Here is a 25,620-nt window from a genome sequence, read left to right as displayed (position 1 = left end):
GTTTTTGTGTCTTCTGCGTTCCGTGATCAGCCGTCACTTAACTGCCAAATCCAAAATCATCGGCATCAAGGTCATCCGGATCATGAACCCCCATCAGGGTCACGGATGCATCATTGCCAAGTTCGATCACGACATTGCCGTCAACATCGACATGCATGTCGTTCTGGATCTGGTTGAAGTTGTTGTAGTTCCATTCCGACAGATCAATGATGTCTTCGCCCGGCGTAAAGTCGGTGATGATGTCATGACCATCGGTCTTGCCGATTTCGAACGTATCCCAACCGGTCCCACCGGTCAGGGTGTCATCCCCGGCACTGCCATACAGATGGTCATTGCCCGCCCCGCCAAGCAACAGGTCATCCCCGGCATTGGACCACAGGGTATCGTTGCCCGCGCCACCATCAATCGTGACATTGCCATAGCTTTCAATATCGCTGGTCAGATCGACAATATCGTTGCCATCACCGGCTTCGATCACCTCGATACCGCTGATACGGACATTGGCGCTGCCTTCGCTGACCGAATCACGCAGGAACAGGGCATCATCGCCACTGGTCATCTGAAGGGTGTCGACACCCTCGCCACCGATGAAGACGTCGTTGGACTGGTTGTAACCACCCAGATTGACATATTCGCCAGTGCCTTCGTCGCCACCGTCATGATGTCCCCAACCATTGCCATTATGGTTGTTGTGGCCCCAGCCATTGTCGTGGTTATGACCATCCTCGCTTGGCGAGCCGTCATTCAGCGCGTACCAGCTGTTACCCCAGGTATCGTCTGCATTATATTGCAGGACATCATCACCCGCGCCGCCATTGAGGATATCAACACCGTTGCCGCCACTGATGGTATCGGCACCCGAACCACCCCAAAGGGTGTCATTGCCTTCGCCACCATTTATAACGTCATCACCGGCGTTGCTCCAGACGATATCATCGCCTGTGCCGCCCAGAATGGTGACATCGCCATAAGACAGCGTATCGCTGGTCAGATCGATAATGTCATCGCCGTTACCGGCATCAATGACTTCGACATTCGATATCCGCGGGCTGGTGCCCGGATCGGTAAAGGTATCATCAAGGAACAGCGCATCATTGCCGCTGGTCATCGACAGGGTATCGGTTCCGTCACCACCGTCAAAGATATCTTCCGAACGGTTGTAACCCGAAAGATTGATCTGTTCGTTGGTGCCATCCATACCCGGATCGCCAACGTTTTTCGCAGCATAGCTGCCGCTCCAGGTCGCGTCTTTCTGATATTCGATGGTGTCATTGCCCGCACCCGCATCAATCAGATCCGAACCCGACCCGCCATTGATCGTATCGTTGCCGGCACCGCCCCAGATGGTGTCATCACCATCATCGCCACCAAGAACATCATTTCCGTCCAGACCCGAAAGCAGGTTCGATCCATCATCCCCGAACAGATAGTCGTTGAAGTTCGACCCGATCAGATCTTCGATCGAAGACAGAATATCATTGCCGGCACCGCCAACGGCCGTGCCACTTTCAAGACTTACAGCAACGGCTGAGGATGCATTGGCATAGCTTGCCGCGTCACGACCCGACCCGCCATTGAGTGTGTCATTGCCAGCGCCGCCTTCAAGCGTGTCATTGCCATCCCCGGCCGAAATGCTGTCATCGCCTGAACCGCCATCCAGCGTATCGTCGCCTATACCACCGGTGATCTTGTCCTGACCGCTGCCACCTTCGACAAGGTCATTTCCGGCATCACCCGACAGGGTATCGTCGCCGTCACCGCCATACAGGCTGTCATTGCCTTCCATGCCAGACAGGGTGTCCTGCCCGTTCAGGCCATAAACCGTATCGTCACCGGCAAGGGCCGCAATCGTGTCATTGTTGCTGGTGCCATAAAGCACATCATCATACGGGGTCGGGCCGCTTGATGCTTCAACACCGACAAACATGTCAGCGGTAAGTGCACCCATCGAAACACCGACCAGCGTCAACGATCCCTGACCGTTCAGATCAATGACCGTGTTGCCGTTAACTTCGCTCATCAGGCCGCGCAGTTCCGTCCAGTCATCAACATCAAGCGATGCCAGGTTGATCTGGTCTTCCTGCGGGTTGAAGTCGGTAACAACCTTGTTGCCGGAATTGTTGGAAACAAGAATCTGATCAGCACCGGTACCGCCGGTATAGGTGTCATCACCGGCACCGCCATCAAGCGTATCGTTGCCCGAACCACCAATCAGGGTATCTGTCCCGTCGGTTCCGGTCAGGGTGTCATTACCGGCACCACCGTCAAGCAGGTCATTGCCAGCACCGCCAGACAGAACGTCATCGCCATCCCCGCCGCGCAGGGTGTCATTGCCGTCACCGCCCAGAAGCGTGTCGTTCCCGGTACCGCCATCAATCGTGTCGTCGCCGGCATCCCCGGACAGAAGGTCATTGCCCGCACCACCGGCAATGCTGTCATTGTCGTCGCCACCGGAAATGACGTCGTCGCCACCTTCGCCATCAAGGCTGTCATTGCCGGCCGATCCGTAAATGGTGTCGGTTTCGTCGCCGCCGGTGATGGTATCGTCGCCATCCATGCCATCGATATGGTCATCGCCGCCGCCGCCATCCATGACGTCGTTGCCGCTGCCACCGATAAGGGTATCGTTGCCCGCACCACCCGAAATCACGTCATGGCCTTCGTTGCCATCAAGCGTGTCGTCACCGTCACCGCCCGAAACAACGTCATTACCACTGCCGCCGGTGATGGTGTCATCGCCGGTACCGCCCGAGAGGTTGTCATCACCTTCCATGCCGTTGATCGTGTCATCACCGGCACCGCCATCGACAACATCATTCCCGGCCAGTGCGTCGATATAATCATCTTCGCTGGTACCGATCAGAACATCGTCAAACGGCGTTGCACCACCATCATTTTCAATACCGACAAACATGTCGGAAGAAACATCGTTCAGACGCACACCAAGCAGCGTGACCGATCCCTGATCACCCAGATCGATAACCGTGTTGCCATTGACTTCCGACAGAAGCGGCGCCAGTTCCGACCAGGTGCTGATATCAAGGGCATCGAGCGAAATCTGGTCAACGCTGGTGTTGAAATCGGTGACCACCTTGTCACCAATCAGGCTGCTGACCTGAATAAGGTCCGCACCCGAACCACCGGTCAGGGTGTCATTGCCTTCACCACCATCGAGGGTATCGTTGCCTTCGCCGCCAATCAGACGGTCCGTACCGGCACCACCATCGAGATAGTCGTCGCCTTTTTCACCATTCAGATAGTCATTGCCCTCGCCACCCGACAGGGTGTCCGAACCGTCACCGGTCCAGATGGTGTCATTGCCAAGACCGCCATCGATGGTGTCTTCGCTGACATCGGCTTCGACATTGTCAAACGTGTCATTGCCGTCGCCCAGATCAACTTCGTTGTTCTGGCTGTTACCATAAATGTAGTCGTCATGGGCCGACGCGATGACTTTTTCAAAGTTGGCAAGAATGTCACCGGCGGCATCACCGCCAAAGGCACGGCCGCCATCACCCGGGTTACGGGCATTGGCATCGGTTTCGCCAAGATAAACCTCGACGCCCGCATCCGATCCTTCATAGCTGATCGTATCGCGGCCTTCGCCACCATCAAGGTAGTCGCCACCGGCACCGCCTTCGATGGTGTCATCACCGGCCCCACCCAGAAGGGTGTTCGCGCCATCCGATCCGCTCAGAACATCATTGCCGTCCGAACCGATGACATTTTCAATGCTGCTGATTGCATCCGAACCGGTCGCATCCGAGCTTGCCGTGCCGGCATCAAGATCAACCGTTGCGCCATTGGCCGCACCCATATCAAGGGTATCTTCACCCTCGCCACCATCGATGCTGTCATCACCGGCTGCTGCGATCAGGCTGTCATTGCCTGCACCGGCATCGACAACGTCGTTGCCCGCACCATCATTGATGGTATCGGCACCGTCGCCTGCCGCGATCGTATTCGCCGCGTCATTGCCCGTGATGGTGTCACCACCGGACGACCCGATGACGTTTTCGATATTGGCAAGGCTATCATTCCCGGTTTCGGCCGAGGATGCCGTACCCGCTGCCAGATCAATCGTCGCGCCGTTGCTGGTCGATGCATCGAATGTATCGGACCCGTCGCCACCGTCGATCGTGTCATCACCGGCACTGCCCGTTACCGTGTCGTCCCCTGCACCGGCATCGACAACATCATTGCCCGCACCGTCATTGATCACGTCATTGCCGGCACCGCCAAGCACCGTATCGTTGCCCGAACTGGTCCACAGGGTATCGTCGCCGTCACCACCATCAACGGTGACATCACCATATGCGTGGGTCTGGCTGGTCAGATCGACAACGTCATTGCCATCACCGGCATTGATGACTTCGACATCTTCAAGGCGCACGTCATCGGTAACCGGCGTTTCAATGACCGCTTCATAGGAAATCGACTGGACATAGAAGTCGCTGCTGTCACTGCCAACCGTGCCATCGGCATACGGTTCGGCCTGGAACGCAATATAGCGGAAATCAACCGGTGCACCCGATGCGTCGGTGATCGAAATGGTCGCGCTTCCGACACCGTTGGTGCCATAGGTTACCGTGCTGTCATCAAGAACGCCCGAACCAACAAGGTTTCCGTCGGCATCAAAGGCCTGCCAGGACGCTGTCTCGCCGCCATGTTCGTTGCCATAGAAGGCAGAAAGTTGAACATTCGCGCTGCGGGCATCATTGCCAAGATCAACAACAATCGCCTCGCTGTTGCCTGATGGCGCATCATGATTGATCTCGCTACCGGCAACCTGACCACCGCTATTGCCAAGACCCGCACCAAAGAACCCGACGGTGTCATCCGCAGCCGACAGATCAAGCTTGCCATTTTCATCAACAAGCGACGTTCCGAAATCAAAGGCATACAGGTTGGCATCCGACCAGGCCGCTTCGACAGCCGATGCCGAACCGCTGCCCGACAGGCCAAGTGTTCTGGTTTCAAGCGTTGTGTCTGTTTCGCCCAGTTTGGCGCCATCAAGAACCAGCGCATCATCACCACCGGTCAGGTTCAGCGTGTCATTGCCATCCCCGCCGACAAAGGTGTCGTCACTGATATTCTTGCCACTGATGTCGGCAACATCACCGGTCCCTGCAACGCCCGGGCTGCCGTCATGGGTGGTTTCCGAATTGGTCGCGGCAACATCGTCGGCATCGAATTCAAAGGTGTCATCACCCGATCCGCCATCAAGCGTATCGTCACCTTCGCCACCCGAAAGCGTGTCATTGCCGTCGCCACCGGAAACGGTATCGTCGCCCGCGCCACCGATCAGGGTGTCATTGCCACCGTCGCCTGCAATCGTGTCATCGCCAGCAAGACCGTCAATGCTGTCATCGCCGCCCGTGCCGCTCAGATTGTCGTCTTCCGGCGTGCCGATGTTGGACACACCTTCAAACTGATCCGGGCCAAGCTGATCAAGCGCCACACCCACCAGCGTCACGGTACCGCCCGCCGGCAGATTGATTACCGTGTTGCCATTGCCATCATCGGCCAGAAGCGCCTTAAGGTCAGTCCAGGCATCGATGCCAAGATCAGGCAATGAAATGACGTCTTCGCCGATATTGAAGTCACTGACGACGTCGTCATCGGTGCCATTTTCAAAGATCAGCGTATCGGCACCAGCACCGCCGGTGATGGTGTCATTGCCATCGCCTGCGGCGATCGTGTCGTTGCCCGCACCGGCATCAATCACGTTATCGCCCGACGATCCGGTGATCGTGTCATCACCGTCGCCAGTCGTCAGATTTTCAAAGCCGGAAATACTGTCATTGCCGGTCTCGGTCGAGCTTGCCGTGCCCGCCGACAGATCAACTGTTGCACCGCTGGTGGCTTCAGACAGATCAAGCATGTCGGTGCCTGCACCACCCGACAGGGTGTCATCACCAGCACCGGCCATTACCGTATCGTTGCCAGCACCACCCGAAATCGTGTCATTGCCAGCACCACCGTCAAGGACATCGTCCCCGCCATTGCCGGAAATCACGTTGTCGCCGTCAGAACCGGTAATGGTATCCGCACCGGCACCGCCAACTACATTTTCAAATCCGGAAATGCTGTCATTGCCGGTTTCGCTCGCGCTTGCCGTACCAGCCGAAAGATCGACCGTCGCACCACTGGTGGCTTCAGACATATCAAGGGTATCGGTTCCGTCGCCACCGGCAAGGGTATCGTCGCCTGCCCCTGCAAGTACGGTATCGTCACCCGCACCACCATCGACAATGTCATTGCCCGCACCGGCATTGATCACATCATTGCCGTCGCCGCCCGACAGGGTGTCTTCGCCCGCGCCACCGTCAAGGGTGTCGTTTCCGGCACCGCCTTCAAGAACGTCATTGCCATCATTGCCAACAAGCGTGTCATTGCCAAGGCCACCGACCAGGGTGTTATCCCCGTCCGATCCGGTCAGTGTGTCATTGCCGCTTGATCCGATCAGGTTTTCGATGCTTGAAAGCTTGTCGGTTTCGGTATTGCCGATCTGGGCGGTTCCCGTCGACAGGTCGGCATTCACCGCACCGGATGCGTTGCTGTAATCAACGGTATCCGAACCTTCGCCACCGCGCAGGGTATCGTTGCCCGCACCACCGACCAGCGTGTCGTTGCCCGCACCACCGTCAAGGATGTTGGCTTTGTGATCGCCCTTGATGGTGTCGTCATGGTCCGAACCGGTAACGTTTTCGACCTGATAGATCGCATCATTACCGGCACCGCCGGTGGCCGTGTAATTGGCCAGATCGACATCAACACCGGATGTTGCATCGTCATAAATGACGGTATCGACATCGGCCCCGCCAACGATGGTGTCATCGCCTGCACCACCACGAAGTTCATCTTCGCCAGTGCCGCCAAGCAGGGTGTCATTGCCAGCGCCGCCATCGATCACATCATCGCCGTAACCACCATCAAGGTAATCGTCACCGGCACCGCCATGGATGTTGTCATCACCCAGTTCGCCGCGAATGGTATCGTCGCCGGCGTTACCCCAAAGGGTATCGGCACCCGAACCACCATTGATGGTCACATCGCCATAGGAAATCGTATCGCTTGTCAGATCGACAACATCGTTGCCGTCACCGGCATTGATGACTTCAACCCCGTCAAGACGCGCCCCGTCAGCGGTTGTTTCATCAACAACCGTGTCATAGCTGATCGACCGGACAAAGAAGTCACTGCTGTCAGAACCGCTTGAACCGTTGGCATATGGTTCGCTTTCAAATGCCAGATAACGGAATTCGATCGGGTTGCCAGCACCGTCGGTCACACTGATGGTCGCCGTGCCAACACCGTTACTGGTGTAGTCGATCGTGCTGTCATCAAGCGTACCCGACGCAACAAGGTTGCCATCGGCATCAAAGGCCTGCCAGGAACCGACTTCGCCGCCACCTTCACCAGCCATCAGGTTGGAAACCTGAACCGTTGCGGTGGTTGCATCGGCACCAAGATCGACAACGATTGCTTCGCTTTCGCCGGTTGCCGCATCGTGGTTGATCTGGCTGCCTGCCGGGCTGCCACCATTATTGCCGATACCGTTACCATCAAAGGTCACGGTATCATCCGCAGCACCAAGGTTCAGCTTGCCGTTCTCGTCGACAAAAGATGTCCCGAAATCATAGGCGTACAGGTTGGCATCCGACCAGGCGGCCTGAACATCCGCCGCACTTGCCGAATTCGTCAGACCCAGAGTGCGGGTTTCAACGGTTGGCGTGGTGGTTTGACCATCGCCCAGTTTCGAACCGTCCAGAACCAGTGCATCACTGCCACCGGTCATGTTCAGGGTGTCGTTGCCGTCACCGCCAATGAACGTATCATCGGAAATGTTCTTGCCACTGATGCCGGCCAGATCGCCGGTCCCGTCAACACCCGGGCTTCCGGTATGTTCGGTCGTTTCACCGGTGTCCGCGGTGCCATCGGCTTCGAAGTTCAGAACATCGTCACCAGCACCGCCATCAAGGGTATCGTCGCCCGCACCACCGGTCAGGGTGTCGTTGCCATCGCCACCGGCAATGTCGTCATTCCCGGCACCACCAGCCAGCGTGTCATTGCCCGAACCGCCGTCAATGTCATCGTTTCCGGTTCCACCATCAATGGTGTCCGAACCGTCATTGCCAAGAAGGGTATCGTCACCTGCACCACCGGTTACGGTGTCATCACCGGCCAGCGCATCGATGGTGTCGTCACCATCGGTGCCTTCAAGAACGTCATCATATGGTGTCGCGCCATCGGTGATGTTGGTGAAGTCATCTGCGCTCAGTTCGCTCAGACCAACACCGACAAGGGTCACTGTCCCGCCAGACGGCAGGTTCAGCACCGCGTCGCCATTGCCATTTTCACTTAGCATCGGCACAAGGTCGGCCCAGCGTTCGATGCCAAGATCATCAATCGAAAGCTTGTCTTCGCCGCGGGTGAAATCGCTGACGACATCGTCATCCGTGCCATCGGCAAAGACAAATGTATCGGCACCCGCACCACCCGAAACGGTGTCGTCACCGGCACCGCCATCAATGGTGTCATTACCTGCACCGGCATGGATGACGTTATCACCGTTCGACCCGGTGATCTGATCATCACCGGCACCGGTGGTTACATTTTCGAAGTTCGAAATCTGGTCATTGCCGGTTTCCGACGAGCTTGCCGTTCCGGCACCCAGATCGACAACCGCATCACCGGACGCGTTCGACATATCAAGGGTGTCAACACCGTCGCCACCATCAAGGCTGTCATTGCCGGAACCGGCAACAACCGTATCGTCGCCCGCACCCGCCATGACAAGATCACTGCCGGCACCGTCGGAAATCACGTCATTTCCGGCACCCGCATCAATCAGGTCAATACCATCGCCACCATCAATGGTGTCGGCACCGTCGCCGGTCGCAATCGTGTCATCGGATGCGCTGCCGGTTACCGTATCGTCGCCCGAACCGGTGATCAGGTTTTCAAAGCCCGAAACAACGTCCGATCCGGTTTCGCTGCTATTGGCGGTGCCATCATCAAGATTGACCGCGATATCCGCATCGACACCGGACATATCAAGGGTATCGGCACCATCACCACCGATCAGGGTATCATTACCGGCATCACCGACAACCGTGTCATCCCCCGCACCGGCATCAACGATGTCATTGCCTGCACCGGCATTGATGTGGTCATTGCCGTCACCGCCACTGATGCTGTCATTGCCTTTGTTGGTCCAGACAGTGTCATTGCCCGCACCGGCATCAACCGTCACATCACCATAGGAATGAACCTGGCTGGTCAGATCGACGACATCGTCACCGTCACCGGTATTGATAACTTCGACATCAACGATGGACGGATTTGCTGCACCATTTTCATGATCGCCATCAAGAATGATCGCGTCCCCGCCGCTGGTCCCAACCAGCGTATCGGTGCCCGCACCACCGTCATAGACATCATTGCTGACACCAAGACCTTCGAGATCGGCGACATCGCCGGTACCGTCGACACCCGGGCTTCCGGCATGGTCGGTGCTGTCACCAGCCTGTGCCGTGCCATCCGCGCCGAATTCAAGCACGTCATCGCCATCGCCACCGTCAAGGGTGTCGGTGCCGCTGCCACCTGTCAGGGTGTCATTGCCCGATCCGCCTTCAAGCGTGTCGTCACCTTCGCCACCACCGAGCGTGTCATCACCGCCGCCGCCGGAAATCGTGTCATCGCCGCCGCCGCCATTGATGGTGTCATCACCATCGGTGCCACCAAGACTGTCATTGCCTTCGGTCGGAACGTTATCGATGCCTTCGAAGTCGCCCGGACCAAGATCCTCGACCGCGACACCCGAAAGGGTGACCGTGCCACCGGACGGCAATGTAATCACTGCACCGTCGGGACCATTGGACAGCATGTCACGCAACTGGGTCCAGCTGGTCACACCGCTATCTGGCAGGGCGATCTGATCGGTTCCAACGGTAAAGTCGGTGACCAGATCATCATCCGTACCATCGGCAAAGACAAAGGTATCGGCACCCGCACTACCGGTCAGGGTGTCATCACCAACACCTGCATCCATCCGGTCATCGCCAGCACCACCGTCCAGAATGTCGTTTCCGGCACCACCCAGCAGGCTGTCATTCCCGGCACCGCCGTCGATCACGTCGTCACCAGCACCGCCATCGACGATATCGTCGCCGGCACCCGTTGCAATGGTGTTTGCGCCGTCGCTGCCTGTGATGGTGTCCGCACCGTCACTGCCAGTTACATTTTCAAAGCCGGAAATTGCGTCATTACCGGTCGCGCTCGAAGATGCACTGCCCGCATCCAGATCAACCACCGCACCATCGGCGCCGGTCATATCCAGGGTGTCAATACCCTCACCACCGGCAAGCGTATCATCGCCTGCACCGGCCAGAACCGTATCGTCACCTGCACCGGCGATGACGGTGTCGTTACCTGCACCACCATCAAGGGTGTCATTGCCTGCACCCCCATCAATTTCGTTGGCCGCATCCGAACCGGTGATGATGTCATCACCAGCCGAACCGGTCACATTTTCGATGTTCGAAACGATGTCTGATCCAAATGCACCGGACTGTGCCGTCCCGGCATCCAGATCAACATTCACGCCATCCGCATCCGACAGATCCAGAAGATCAATGCCCTCGCCACCGTCAATGGTGTCGTTGCCTTGGCTGCCTTCGATGGTGTCATTGCCCGCACCGGCATTGACGATATCGTTGCCCGCACCGTCATGAATGACGTCATCACCATCACCGGCATTGATTTCATCATTGCCCGCACTGGTCCAGACCGTGTCATTGCCAGTCCCGGCATTGACGGTCACATCACCATATCCATCGGTCTGGCTGGTCAGATCGACGACATCGTCGCCCGCGCCCGTATCAATCACTTCGATGCCGCTGATTGACGGGGTATTCGAACCATCGACGTGATCGTTATCAAGAATGATGGCATCCGCACCAGACGTCCCCAACAGGGTATCGGTACCAGAACCACCTTCGAACTGATCGTCGCTCAGACCAAGACCTTCGAGGTCGGCAACATCCCCGGTGCCATCAACACCCGGGCTGCCGGCGTGGTCCGTGCTGTCGCCAGCCTGGCCGGTACGATCGGCTTCGAACTGAAGAACATCGTCACCGTCGCCACCATCAAGGGTGTCGGTTCCGCTGCCACCGCTCAGGGTGTCGTTGCCGCCACCGCCTGCAACCGTGTCATCGCCCGCGCCACCGCCGACGGAATCATCCCCATCGCCGCCATCAACGGAATCGTTGCCATCACCGCCATCGACCGTATCACTGCCGCCGCCGCCCTGAAGGGTGTCATCACCGCCGCCACCATCAACGGTATCATCACCGTCACCGGCATCGACCGTGTCATCACCTTCGCCGCCACCAAGTGTATCTTCACCCGGCGTGCCGACATTTTCGATGCCGTCAAAGTGGTTCGGTGTCAGATCGGCAACCGAAATGCCCGACAGGGTAACCGTGCCACCGGACGGAAGCGTGATCACCGCACCATCCGGTCCGTCTGACAGAAGCGGCTGCAAGTCGGTCCAGGTCGAAACACCGGCATCCGGCAGCGAAATCACATCGCCATTCAGATCAAAATCACTGACAAGATCGGCATCACTGCCATCTTCGAAGACAAAGGTATCCGCCCCGTCACCGCCCGACAGCGTATCGTTGCCGTCGCCCGCAACAAGCGTGTCATTGCCAGCACCACCCGACAGGATGTCGTCGCCAGCACCGCCGTCGATCACATCGTCGCCAGCACCACCATCAATGACGTTGGCATCATCCGAACCGGTAATGGTATCGGCATCATCCGATCCCGTAACATTTTCAAAGTTGGCAATCGTGTCCGAACCGGTATTGGCCCCACTTGCCGTACCTGCACCCAGGTCAACCGTAACCCCGCCGGTCGTTCCGGACAGCTCAAGGGTATCGATACCCGCACCACCGTCGAGATCATCATTCCCGGCATCCAGCGTCACACTATCGTTGCCTGCACCCGCATCAATCGTGTTGTCGCCGTCCGACCCGGTAATGGTGTCATCACCATCGGTCGCAATGACGTTTTCAAATCCGTCGATGCTGTCGCTGCCGGTTTCATCGCTGCTTGCCGTACCCGCAGCAAGGTCAATGGTCGCGCCATCTGCGCCGGACATATCAAGGGTGTCAGAACCGTCGCCACCGATCAGGACATCGTCCCCGGCACCGGCCACGATCGTGTCATTCCCGGCACCACCGTCGATGGTGTCGGTCCCTTCGCCGCCATCAATGATGTCGTCATCGGCACCGCCATCGATAACGTCGTTACCCGCACCACCGTGGATGTTATCGGCACCTTCGCCACCGGCGATGACGTCATTGCCATCATTGGACCAGATGGTGTCGTCACCTGCGCCACCATCAATGGTCACGTCGCCATAGGAATGGGTTTCGCTGGTCAGATCGACAACGTCGTTGCCATCACCGGCATCGATGTTTTCAATATCGACAATTGCCGGGTTGGCCGATCCACCACCGGCGTGATCACGGTCGAGAATAATCGCATCGTCGCCGGAACCGGCAACCAGGGTGTCATTGCCTGCCCCACCGACAAAGCTGTCATCGGAAATGTTCTTGCCGGAAATATCGGCAACGTCACCGGTGCCATCCGTGGTCGGGCTGCCGACATGATCGGTGGTTTCACCGTCCGCACCAATGCGATCACCTTCGAACGACAGAACGTCATCACCCGCGCCGCCATCGACAAGGTCCGCACCCTCGCCACCGGCAAGCGTGTCATTGCCGGCACCGCCACTCAGGGTGTCATCACCGGCACCGCCAGCCAGAATGTTGTCGCCGCTCGACCCGGTCAGGGTGTCATTGCCCGCACCACCAGTCGCACCTTCGATACCGTCAAGGGTATCGGTGCCATCGGTCGCAATGCCGGTACCGGTTTCAAGATCGACCGCAACACCGTCAGTATCGTTGGAATAATCAACGATGTCGGCACCATCGCCACCGATCAGCGTGTCATTGCCCGCACCACCCGAAAGCGTGTCGTCACCGGCACCGCCATCAATGACGTTATCGGCATCATTGCCGGCAAGCGTATCGTCATGATCCGACCCGATCAGGGTTTCGAAACCGTCAATGACGTCATTACCTGCGCCACCGGTTCCGGTTCCGGCATCGAGATCGACATTTACACCGCCTTGGGCATCTTCATAGGACAGGACATCGTCGCCGTCGCCACCGATCAGGGTATCATCACCGCCATTGCCGTAAACGGTGTCATTGCCTGCGCCACCGTCAAGGATGTTGTCATTGTCATCGCCAACAAGAACATCATCACCGGCGCCACCGGTAACGTTTTCGATGCTTTCAAGGGTGTCGTTGCCTGCTTCGCCGGTCGCGGTCCCCGCGCCCAGATCAACAGTCACACCTTCGGTCGTGTCGGAATAATCGGCCGTGTCGCTGCCATCGCCGCCGCGCAGGGTATCATTGCCCGCGCCACCAATCAGCGTGTCATTGCCTTCATTGCCGTAAATGTCATCATTGCCGGCCTGGCCATCGACGATATCGTCGCTTTCAAGAGCGTGGATTTCATCGCTGATCTGACTGCCGATGATGTTGTCTTCGAATTCGGTGCCATAAATGACGTCATAGCCAAAGAAGTTCTTTGGCGACAGGTCATCAACCGACACGCCTTCGAGCGTGATGCTGTCCCCATCATCAAGTGTGATGACCGCATTGCCATTTTCGTCATCGGCCATCTGGTCACGCAAGGTCGCGTAATCTTCGATGCCATAGGACGACAGATCGATCATGTCTTCATCGACATTGAAATCGGTTGCGGTGTCATGGCCGCCACCCGGCTTCAGAACGATCATGTCTTCGCCGTCACCGGTGATGATGACGTCATCACCCGCGCCACCAAACAGGGTGTCGTTGCCCGACCCGCCATCAAGGGTATTGATGCCGTCGCTACCGACCAGCGTATCGGCATAATCGGTACCGATCACGCGTTCGAAGTTGCGCACGATGTCATCACCGCCCGCACCGGTCGCGTATTCCTTGATCAGGTCAACCGTGACGCCGCCATCGACATTGGAATAGTCGACCGTATCAAGATCGCCATCGCCACCATCCAGGATATCATCCCCGGCATCGCCATAGACCCAGTCGTCACCGCTGCCGCCTTCGACAATGTCATCGCCGTCGCCGCCGCTCAGCGTGTCGTCGCCTGCTTCACCCAGAAGGATGTCGCCACCAGCACCGCCTTCGATGGTGTCATTGCCGTCACCGCCGCTGATTTCATCGGCACCGTCACCGGCATCGATCACGTCATCCCCGGCACCACCATCTACCGCGTCGGCACCGGCGCCCGACGAAATAGTATTGTTCGCGGCATCACCACGGATTTCATCATTGAAGTCCGAACCAACAACATTTTCGACATCGTTCAGGCGGTCTGTGCCCTGACCGGTTGCCGTTCCTGCATCCAGATCGACATTAACGCTTTGGGTTGCGGTGCTGTAATCAACGGTATCGGACCCTTCGCCGCCATCAATGACGTCATCACCGGTCCCGCCGACAAGGGTATCATCCCCATCCAGACCAGACAGCGTGTTGTTCTGATCATTCCCGATCAGGGTATCATCATGCAGCGTGCCGGTAACATTCTCGATCCCGTCAAGAACGTCGTCGCCGTCACCGCCGGTAACCGTGCCGTTTTCAAGATCGGCGACAATGCCTGCACCTTCGGTCGAATAATCAACCGTATCACTGCCTTCGCCACCGACCAGCACGTCCGAACCCGAACCGCCAACCAGCGTATCGTTGCCGGTCCCGCCATCAAGGGTGTCGTTGCCGGAACCACCGATCAGGCGGTCGTTGCCAATGCCGCCTTCGACGGTGTCATCGCCGCCCAGCGCATTGATAATGTCATCGCCGTCCCCGCCGATCATTTCATCAGCATCATCGGTACCCAAACGGACATCGACACCAATGAAGTTGTCTGCACTAAGCTGGGCTGCCGACACGCCTTTAAGCGTGATGGTATCGCCGCTTTCAAGATTGATGGTCAGATCGCCGTTGGCATTGGTGCCAAACATTTCCTCAAGCGCGTCATAACCGGCAATGTTGAAACTGGTCAGATCGATCTGGTCGGCACCGACATTGAAGTCCGTGATGGTGTCATTGCCGTCACCCGGATTGAAGATGACCTGATCGGCACCGCCACCAAGGCTCAGCGTGTCATTACCGGCACCGGCATCAAAGGTGTCATTGCCTGCACCACCGATAAAGGTGTCGCTTTGACCGCCGCCGATAAAGGTATCGTTGAATTCCGAACCGCGGACCACTTCGATCCCGTCAAGGGTATCAGTACCGCTTGATGTGCCGCTGACAGTATTGTTGCTGGTGTCAACGGTGACGGCGGATTCTGAATCGATATAGCTTGCGGTATCAACGCCATCGCCACCGATCAGGACATCATCGCCTTCGCCGCCGCGCAGGGTATCGTTGCCTGCACCACCATCAAGGGTGTCATTTCCGCTTCCGGCCGAAATGGTGTCGTTCCCGGCTCCGCCTTCAACAAGGTCATCCCCCGCGCCAGACGAAATGACATCATTGCCATCACCGCCCAGAACGGTATCGGCACCCGCACCACTATTGATGGTGTCATTACCTGAGCCGCCATCAATAATGTCTTCGCCGTCACCGGTGCTGATGGTATCGGCACCCGCACCGCCATTGACGGTATTGTCGCCATTGCCGGCATCGATCACGTTGCCGTTGCCATCGCCGGTGATCAGGTCATCGCCATCGCCGGTCGTGACATTTTCAATATTTCTGAAGCTGTCGGTATCCGTGCCATTCGTCGCAGTACCAGTGGTGAAATCAACGGTCTGGTCACCATCAATATCCGACAGATCCAGGGTATCAATACCGGTACCGCCATCAAGGGTATCATTGCCTTCACCACCGCGCAGGGTATCATTCCCCGCCCCGCCGAACAGAACATCATCACCGCCACGACCATCAAGAACGTCGTTGCCCTGTCCACCTTTCAGGGTATTGCGACCTGCATCGCCCCGAAGGGTGTCATCACCAAGCGAACCGGTAATATTTTCGAAGTTGGAGATAATGTCGCCGGTGCTTGTCACACCGGTTTGCAAGTCAACAGATACGCCAGATTCACCTGCAAACGATACGGTATCCTCGCCCGCGCCACCGTCAAGCGTGTCACGGCCGGATCCACCCGAAATCGTGTCGTCGCCATCTTCACCAGACAGCACATCGTTGCCAGCACCGCCGGTGATCGTATCATTCCCGTCGCCTGCCAGAACTGTATCGTCGCCAGCACCGCCGGTAATCACATCGTCGTGGTCGGATGCGATAACCTGTTCAATGCCGCTAAAACTATCCGTCCCGGTATCGGCACCGGTCGCGATATTTGTCTGCAAATTGATATCCAGGCCCGAGCCGGCATCCGAATAATCAAGCGTATCAGCACCTTCGCCACCGAAATAGGTGTCATCACCAAGTTCTCCGACAAAGCTGTCATCACCTGCACCACCGCGCAGGGTGTCGTTGCCAGCGCCACCAGTCAGAAGATCATTACCTGCACCGCCGTCAATAACGTTGGCGGCATCGTCCCCGGTAATCGTGTCCCCGTATTCGGTCCCGACGACATTCTCGAACCCGGAAATGGTGTCATCGCCATCCGCGCCGCTTGCCGTGCCAACCGCAAGGTCAATGGTCTGTGCACCCGTTGCATCGGAATAATCGAGGGTATCCGTACCCTGACCACCAGCAAGGGTATCATTCCCTTCACCGCCCGCGATCAGGTCGTCTCCGGCACCGCCATCAATGGTATCGTCGCCAGCCCCGCCAACCAGGGTATTGGTGTCAGCTGATCCGGTAATGCTGTCATTGGCATCCGAACCAATAACATTCTCGATGTTGCTCAGACTGTCGGTGCCCTCAGCCTTGTCAGCCGTCCCCGCACCAAGATCAACATCCACACCGGTCTGACTGTCACTGTAGTCAACGGTGTCGATACCGGCACCGCCGTCAATCACATCATCGCCGGCACTGACATTGAAGGTATCCTGACCACCGCCACCAAGCAGGGTGTTATCCGCATCAGATCCGGTAATGACATCGTTAAAGCCGCTACCGACGACATTTTCAACATTCAGGACGGTGTCACCGGTATTCTCGTCGGTTTCGCCGGTCCCGAGATTGATCTCGATACCTTGCTGTTCACCTGCATAATCAACGGTGTCGATACCATCGCCACCATCAATCAGGTCATTGCCCCTGCCACCGACAAGAGTGTCGTTGCCAGCCCCGCCAAGCAGGGTATCATCGCCATTGCCGCCCGACAGAATGTCGTCGCCGCCTTCACCGGACAGAATATTGTCGAGCTCGTTACCACTGATCGTATCGTTGTAATCCGATCCCGTCAGGTTCTCGATATTTTCAAGCTGATCGGTGCCAAGACCGGTTACCCGACCGGCCTCAAGGTCAGCCGTGATACCACCGGTTGCATTGCGATAATCGACAGTGTCCGATCCCGCACCACCGCGCAGCACGTCATCGCCGCCCGTTGCAACAATGGTGTCGTTGCCAGCCCCGGCATTGATGCTGTTATCGCCGCTATCACCTTCGAGCATGTCGGCATGGCCGGAACCGACAATGTTTTCGATCCCTGAAAGGGTGTCTTCGCCTGCGGCACCACTTGCGGTCTGATCTTCAAGATTGACCGTCACCCCGCCGTCTGCATTGGCATAGCTGACCGTGTCGCGCCCGTCACCGCCAACCAGCGTGTCGTTACCATCCAGTCCTTCAAGGACGTCGTCGCCTTCGCCACCGACAAGAATATTGTCCGCATCAGAACCGGTCAGGTGGTCATTGCCCGCACCGGAAACGATGTTTTCGATGTTGCGAAGCGTATCATTCCCGCCATCTGTCGTGGCCGTCCCGGCGTTCAGGTCGACAGTAACCTGTTCGGTTTCGTCGCTGTAATCAGCAGTGTCGACACCATCGCCGCCATCAAGGACGTCATCTCCGTCCCCGCCAACCAGCGTATCATCACCGTCGCCGCCATAGATGCTGTCATCATCTTCAAGACCATAGATGATGTCATTACCGTCAAGCCCCGACATCGTATCCTGGCCGTCGGTACCATACATTGTGTCATCGCCGGTACTTCCGACAATGTCACGTACCCCGATAAAGTTGTCGGCAGAAATGTCATCCAGACCGACCCCTCCAAGGATCATCGACGTGCCTTCACCGAAATCGATGACAAGGTCACCGTTTTCGTTCTCCGACATCAGTTCGAACAACTGGCCATAGGTATCTATACCCAGGCCGGTAATATCGATCTGATCTTCACCAACAGCGAAATCGGTTACTGTATCGGTTCCGTCATTCGGACCAACAACATAGACATCAGCACCAGCACCACCGGTCAGGGTATCATCGCCCGCCCCACCGGTGATGGTATCTGCCCCGCCACCGGCTTTGATAATGTTGGCACCATCATCACCCGTAATCGTGTCGGCCTGGTTCGAACCGATGACATTTTCTACGCCACTAAGACGATCTGTTCCATCTGCACCGGTTGCGATACCTTCTGACAGGTCAATATTAACAGCGCCACCGGTTTCATAACTGACCGTATCAACGCCTTCACCGCCTTCAATTGTGTCATTCCCGACACCACCAATCAGAAGGTCGTCACCAGCCCCGCCGTCAAGCACATCATCACCAAGGCCACCGGCAAGTGTGTTGGCACCATCATCGCCGACAAGCGTGTCGTCGTGATCGGAACCAGTAACATTTTCGATGGTTGCAAGGGTATCATTCCCGGACGCACCGCTGGCTGTGCCCGCAGCCAGATCGACAGTAACCCCACCATCGGCGGAACTGTAGTCGGCAAGGTCAACGCCCTCGCCACCGACCAGTGCATCGTCGCCCGCACCGCCAACCAGCTTGTCATTTCCGGTGCCGCCCAGAATGACGTCATCACCGGCACCGCCCGAGATCGTATCATCACCGGCCCCACCGAAAAGGGTGTTGGCACCGTCATCCCCTGAAATCACATCTTTCAGGTTTGAACCGCTGACATTTTCAATGCTGACAAGAGTATCTTCACCATTAACACCGCCGGTGCCCGCAGCCAGATCGACAGTTATGGCACCGCTACCTTTGTAATCGACGGTGTCTTCGCCGTCGCCACCATCAATGATGTCATTGCCCTGACCGCCGGAAATCGTGTCATCACCACTGTTTCCGTATATTGTGTCGTCTCCGGCGCCGCCACTGATCGTGTCATTGCCATCAAGGCCGTCAATGATTTCTTCGGCGGATGTACCCTCAAGGACATCATCACCGTCGGTGGCACCCAGGCTGTCGATATCGACAAAATTATCCGCACTCAGCTCGTCCGGGGAAACGCCGGTCAGTGTCATTGTTCGATCATTGATCGAAATGACCGCGTCACCATTGTCGTTGCTGGTGATCAGCTTCTTGAGTGCTTCGAAATTCGGAATGCCGAAATCACTTAGATCAATTTGATCTTCGGCGGGGTCAAAATCGGTCACCACCACGTCGTCACTGATATTGCTCAGGACGAAAGTATCTGCCCCGTCGCCGCCCGATATCACATCCTGCCCGGCACCGGAATTGATGGTGTCATCACCGGCACCACCGATAATCGTGTTATCAACAGACGACCCGGTTAAAACATCGTCATAATCGGATCCGATAAGGTTCTCGATTTCGACAAGTTTGTCTTCACCATCTGCACCGGTTGCAGTACCAGACGCAAGGTTAACGTTTACGCCACCCGTTGCATCCTCGTAGGTAACGGTATCGAAGCCAGCTTCACCATTGAGGATATCATTGCCTGCACCACCGGCAAGCGTATCCGCACCGGCGCCACCGATCAGTTCATCGTCACCGCCGCGCCCCTCAAGCACATCGTTCCCAAGGCCACCCTTCAGGATATTGGCATTGTCATCGCCCGATATGTTGTCGTTATATGAGGACCCGGTGACATTTTCGAAATTCGATATCGTATCGCTGTCACTGCCCGACACGGCCTGATTGGTCTCAAGATCGACACTGACCCCTGATGACTGGCCTTGGTAGACAAGCGTATCAACGCCGTCGCCACCGTCCAGAACATCACTGCCCGATCCACCATTGATGGTGTCATTTCCCTGACCGCCGGTAATGGTATCGGAACCCTTGCCGCCAGATATCAGATCATTGCCCGATCCGCCGTCAATGATGTCATTACCGTCACCACCGGTAACAGTATCGTCACCAGCCTTTGCCGTAATGACGTCGCTGCGACTTGTACCGTCCAGAATGTCTTTCTGATCCGTGCCTTCCAGCGACCGGATACCCCGGAAGTTTGCATATGTCAGGCTATCGGGATCAACACCTTCAAGGGTAATTACCGCATCACCAACCGAGATCGTCGCATTACCAGCAGCATCCTGGCCGATGAAATCGGTGATGTCCGAGAACAGTTCAAGACCATCAATGCCTTGAATATCGATGACGTCCACCGCCGGATTGAAGTCAGTGACGACATCGTTTCCGCTTTCAGGGGACACAACAAAAGTATCGGCACCTGAACCGCCTGTCAGGGTATCGTCACCACCGCGCCCATCGATGGTGTCATTACCTGCACCGCCGATGAAAACATCATTGCCGCTGCTACCCAACATGGTGTCAGCGCCAGCGGAGCCCTCTATTTCCTCAAAGCCGGAAATCTGGTCGACAAAGTTGCGCCCGGTAACCGTGCCAGCCTCAAGATCAACTGAAACACCAGATGCAGGGGTACTGTCCGCGCCAGAATTGTAGCTCAGGGTGTCTGTGCCGTCGCCACCGATCAGGGTGTCGATGCCACCACTTCCGTAAACGGTATCATCACCGGCACCGGTATCGATAATGTTGCCCTGACTGTTCCCGACAACAACGTCATCACCGGCACCTGTGACAACATTTTCGATGTCGGACAAACTGTCGGTGCCATCCCCTTGGGCAACGCCGTTTACAAGGTCGACCTGAACACCACTTGCGACATCTGAATAGTCAACGGTGTCAATTCCGTCTCCACCCAACAGGGTGTCATTGCCACCGCCACCGGCAAGGGTGTCATCACCAGCCAGACCGGAAAGAACGTTGTCACCATCATCGCCGGTAATAATGTCATCATTGCCGGTGCCGACCACGTTCTCGAAATTCGAGATTTGAGACGTACCGGAATTGGTAACCGCAACACCGGTCTCAAGATTGACATTCAGCCCGCTTTCGCTGCCAAAGCCAATGGTGTCGGTTCCTTCGCCGCCATCAAGGGTGTCATTGCCACCAACACCACGGACAAGATCGTCACCTGCGCCGGTGGAAATGAAGTTGTCATCCCCGCTGCCAATGACCGTATCGTTGCCCGCACCTGTGATGATGTTTTCGATGCCCGAAATGCTGTCGCTTTCGCCAGTTTCGGAATCGCGTGCGGTACCCGTATTCAGACGCACATCTTGCGCGGTGTCACGCGCACTGAGATCAAGCGTATCTGATCCGTCACCACCGATGATGGTGTCATTGCCGTCTTCACCGACAAACAGATCATCACCCGCGCCACCATCAAGGGTGTCATTCCCGCCACGGCCGACAATCGTGTCATTGCCAGCTCCGCCGGCAAGAACGTTTACGCCACCATCGCCGTAAATTTCGTCATCATGGTTTGAACCGGTGACGTTTTCGATACGATCAAGAAGATCGTCCCCGTCCGCACCGCTTGCGGTACCGGCTTCAAGATCGACGCGAACACTGCCATTCGCACCGGAATAATCGACGGTGTCGATGCCTTCCTGCCCGCGCAGCGTATCATTGCCCGCACCACCCGAAACGGTATCATTGCCAAAGCCGCCGGAAATGACGTCGTCGCCGTCACCACCGCCAAGCGTGTCATTGCCCCCGTAACCGTAAACGGCATCATTGCCGCCGGTCCCGAATTCGATGTCATCATCTTCGGTTTCAAAGATACGGCCGAAACCGCGGAAATCATCGGCAACAAGGCTGTCGCTGCTTACCCCTTCAAGGGTAAGAACGCCCTGTTCACCGAAATCGATGACGGTATTGCCGTTGCCATCGTCCGACATCATGGTTTGCAGGGTCGCGAAATCCTGAATGCCCAGACGCGACAGATCGATGATATCTTCAGAACCGTTGAAATCGGTGATGGTGTCACTGCCGAAATTCTCGGTCAGTTCGAAGTCATCCTTGCCCGCACCACCGCTTAGCGTGTCATCACCTGCCCCGCCGGTCAGGGTATCGATGCCCGCACCGCCTTCAAGAACGTTGTTGCCGTCGTCACCCTTGATGTGGTCGTCGAAATCCGATCCTACGACATTTTCAACCATCTGGACAACGTCATTGCCCGCCGCACCGGTCGCCGTTTCATTGGAAAGATCGACCGTCACCGCGCCGGTTGCATCGCTGTAATCGACGGTATCGGTGCCGCTGCCACCCTGGATGTGATCATCCCCGGCGCCACCGGAAAGGGTATCATCCCCCGATCCGCCGGCCATGACATCATTACCGGCCCCGCCGATCAGCTGATCGTTGCCCGAGCCCCCTTGCAGGACATCGTCGCCCGTGCCGCCATCAAGACTGTCATTGCCTTCGCCGCCCTGAAGAATGTCGTTCCCGGCTTCACCGCTCAGAACGTCATCACCGGCCGCCCCCTGCAAAAGGTCATCGCCGGTACCGCCCACAAGGGTATCGTCGCCGCCATTGCCCTGAAGGGTGTCATTGCCCGCACCGCCGCCAAACACGTCTGCATCTTCGCCGCCCTGCACCAGGTCATCACCTGCGGTCGGGACGTTATCAAACGAAATTGCCGTGCTGTCGCCATCGCCAGCATCGCCAGAGGCCAGAGCATCCCCGTCGCCACCGGTGGTTTCTTCACTGGTTTCGTCACCGGTACCGGTATCGCCGGTCTGCTCGGTTTCATCGCCAGAGGACGCAGTATCTTCGTTGGTTTCGGTATTGGGATCGGCTTCGTTCGATCCGGCTGTTTCTTCGCCCTCGGCGGCACCTTCGGTTTCACCATCAGTTGGTGCACCTGCTTCGGCATCGCTGGCCGCATCACCGCCAGCGCCTACACCGGCCTGCGCGCCCGGGGTCGTATTGTCTTCCTGGGTGGTGGTGCCATCACCGGCACCCGCATCCCCCAGAGGATCGGAACCGTCACCACCGGCAACAGGATCTGTTCCATCCTGCGCACCGGTTTGCAGCGCACCGTCAGACCCTTCGCCACCTTCGAGGCCGGCATCAACAGTGTCGCCGGCATTGTCGTCAGTACCGCCGAGCGTGTCCGAACCATCGTCACCATCAGCACCATCAGAGCCGCCAGCACCATCGGTGCTATTGGATCCATCCGAACCGCTACCGGTTTCAGCTTGCGTGCCGCTGCCTTCCGCGCCCGATGTTTCATCACCGGCACTGGTTTGTGGCTCCGAACCGCTTTCGGTCCCGGAATCACCCGCAGACTGATCTGCCCCCGCATCCGCACCGGCTTCTGCACCCGCATCACTGCCGGTGTCAGCAGAACCGCTATCGCCTGATGTGCTGTCGCCGGCATCTGATCCGCTGTCACCGGATGCAGCCTCGCCCGAACCCGCATCGTTACCCGCGCCGTCATTGACGGCATCGCCACCGGCTGTGTCACCACCGTCGGAACCGGCTGTTTCATCCGTACCGGAACCGCTATTTACGCCATCAGAACCACTGGACGCAGTTTCGTCAGCACCACCGGCCGATGCACCGGAATCAGAAGATCCGCCATCCGATGAACCAACGTCCGAAGAACTGCCATCACCGGTCGCATCATTCGAACCGGTTCCGGTTTCGGTTGGTGTATCACCCTCGCCGCCCGATGCTGCATTCGTACCGTCATCTGCACCGGAACCTGTTGAACCGCCTGTTTCAACAGTTTCTGCGCCACCGGTTTCACCAGACGTGTCAGAACCGCCGGACGTCCCGGTATCCGCGTCGGACTCCGTGCCAGAATCTGTACCAGAATCCGCACCGCTGCCCTCTGCCCCGGCGGAAGTACCGTCGCCACCAGTGCTGTCTGTGTTGTCGCCGGTATTCGTTGCGTCGGTCGGATCAGACGTCGTGTCATCCGAACCGCCACCGGAACCTGCATCGGAACTCGTATCGGAACTGGCATCGCTGCTGCCAGCGCCGGACTCCACCGGGTCCGCGCCGTCCGATCCACTGGCATCATCGCTTGCGGAACCGCCACCTGTCGTATCGCCGCTTGTATCGGTTTCAGATGAATTGCCCGTATCCGTGCTGCCCTCGCCGGACGCGCCCGCATCACCGGCATCCGGATCAGTTGCACCTGCATCGCCTGATGCGGAGTCACCCGTACCGGCTTCAGATGAACCGGACTCAGCCGTGCTGTCGCCGCTGGTCGAACCGCCGGTATCGCCAGAAGCAGAATTTTCGGACGTCTCATCGACGTCATTGCCTTGCGCAGCACCCGAACCAAGGTCAACGCGAACGCCCTGCTCGGAACTGCTGTAATCAAGGGTATTCTCGCCCGTACCGCCGTCGATGACATCGCTGCCATCACTGATCTTGAACGTGTCATCGCCAGCACCACCGACAAGCGTGTTGTCACCGGAATCACCAGCAAGCACATCATTGCCCGACGTACCGCGAATATTTTCAAAATTGCTGAACGAAACACGGTTGGCACCAAGATCATCGGTCGCCAGCCCCTGGCCGAGATCGGCCCGCATGCCATCAGCAGCGCCGTCAAGCGACAGGGTGTCTTCACCCGCGCCACCGTCGATAGTATCCGCCCCACCGCCCGACGAAATCATGTCATCGCCGTCAGACCCGGCAATGGTGTCATCGCCCGAAGTACCATCGATGACATTGACCGTCTCGTCGGATGCCGCATCGCCACCGGCATCGGAACTGTCATCGGAAACCACGGTTACCGGGGAAATTTGCGGTGCTTCGACAATGGTTGCACTGGCAAGCTGCGCCTTGCTCACCCCTTGCAGCACCAGAACATCGCCGGTGGCAAAGGTCACAACCACATTGCCCGCACCATCATCGGCCGCCAGCAACATCAGGTCGTTGATACTGTCGACGCCAAGATCGGTAAAGGCCAGCTCGTCTTCATCGACATTGAAGTCGGTGATGGTGGTTTTCTCGAACCCGCTTTCAAGCACAAAGGTATCACGCCCGGCACCACCGGTTACGACATCCTCACCCTCGCCCGATTCGAGGATATCGTCGCCTTCGCCGCCGATCAGCGTGTTGTTTGCACCATCCCCAACCAGAACATCGTCATAGGCGCTGCCGATGACGTGCTGAACATTGGTGAAAACCTGATTGGCCAAAGCCGGGGAATTGCCGCCGCCCTGCGCGCTGGTTCCGGAATCGGAATTTGCCGCCGCAGAATCATCTTCTGCGCGGTTATCAAGAACCTGTTCAATATCGGTGTCGGTAACACCAACACCATCATCTTGATTGGCGGGCGAGGCCACGAGAGTTACTCCCTACTTGGGAA

1 protein-coding gene is annotated in these 25,620 nt (G+C 57.4%); it reads right to left on the bottom strand.

What is annotated here, in order from left to right:
• Positions 1–37 precede the first annotated feature (37 nt).
• Positions 38–25,597 (bottom strand): M10 family metallopeptidase C-terminal domain-containing protein, encoded by a 25,560-nt coding sequence (locus CU041_RS21040; protein WP_101245305.1) that lies wholly within the window; start codon positions 25,595–25,597, stop codon positions 38–40.
• Positions 25,598–25,620 lie beyond the last annotated feature (23 nt).

It is taken from the genome of Thalassospira povalilytica, from assembly GCF_002844235.1.
Taxonomy (GTDB): domain Bacteria; phylum Pseudomonadota; class Alphaproteobacteria; order Rhodospirillales; family Thalassospiraceae; genus Thalassospira; species Thalassospira povalilytica.
The sequence above is the reverse complement of the archived record's forward strand: the minus strand, read 5'-3'. Positions and strand labels throughout refer to the sequence as shown.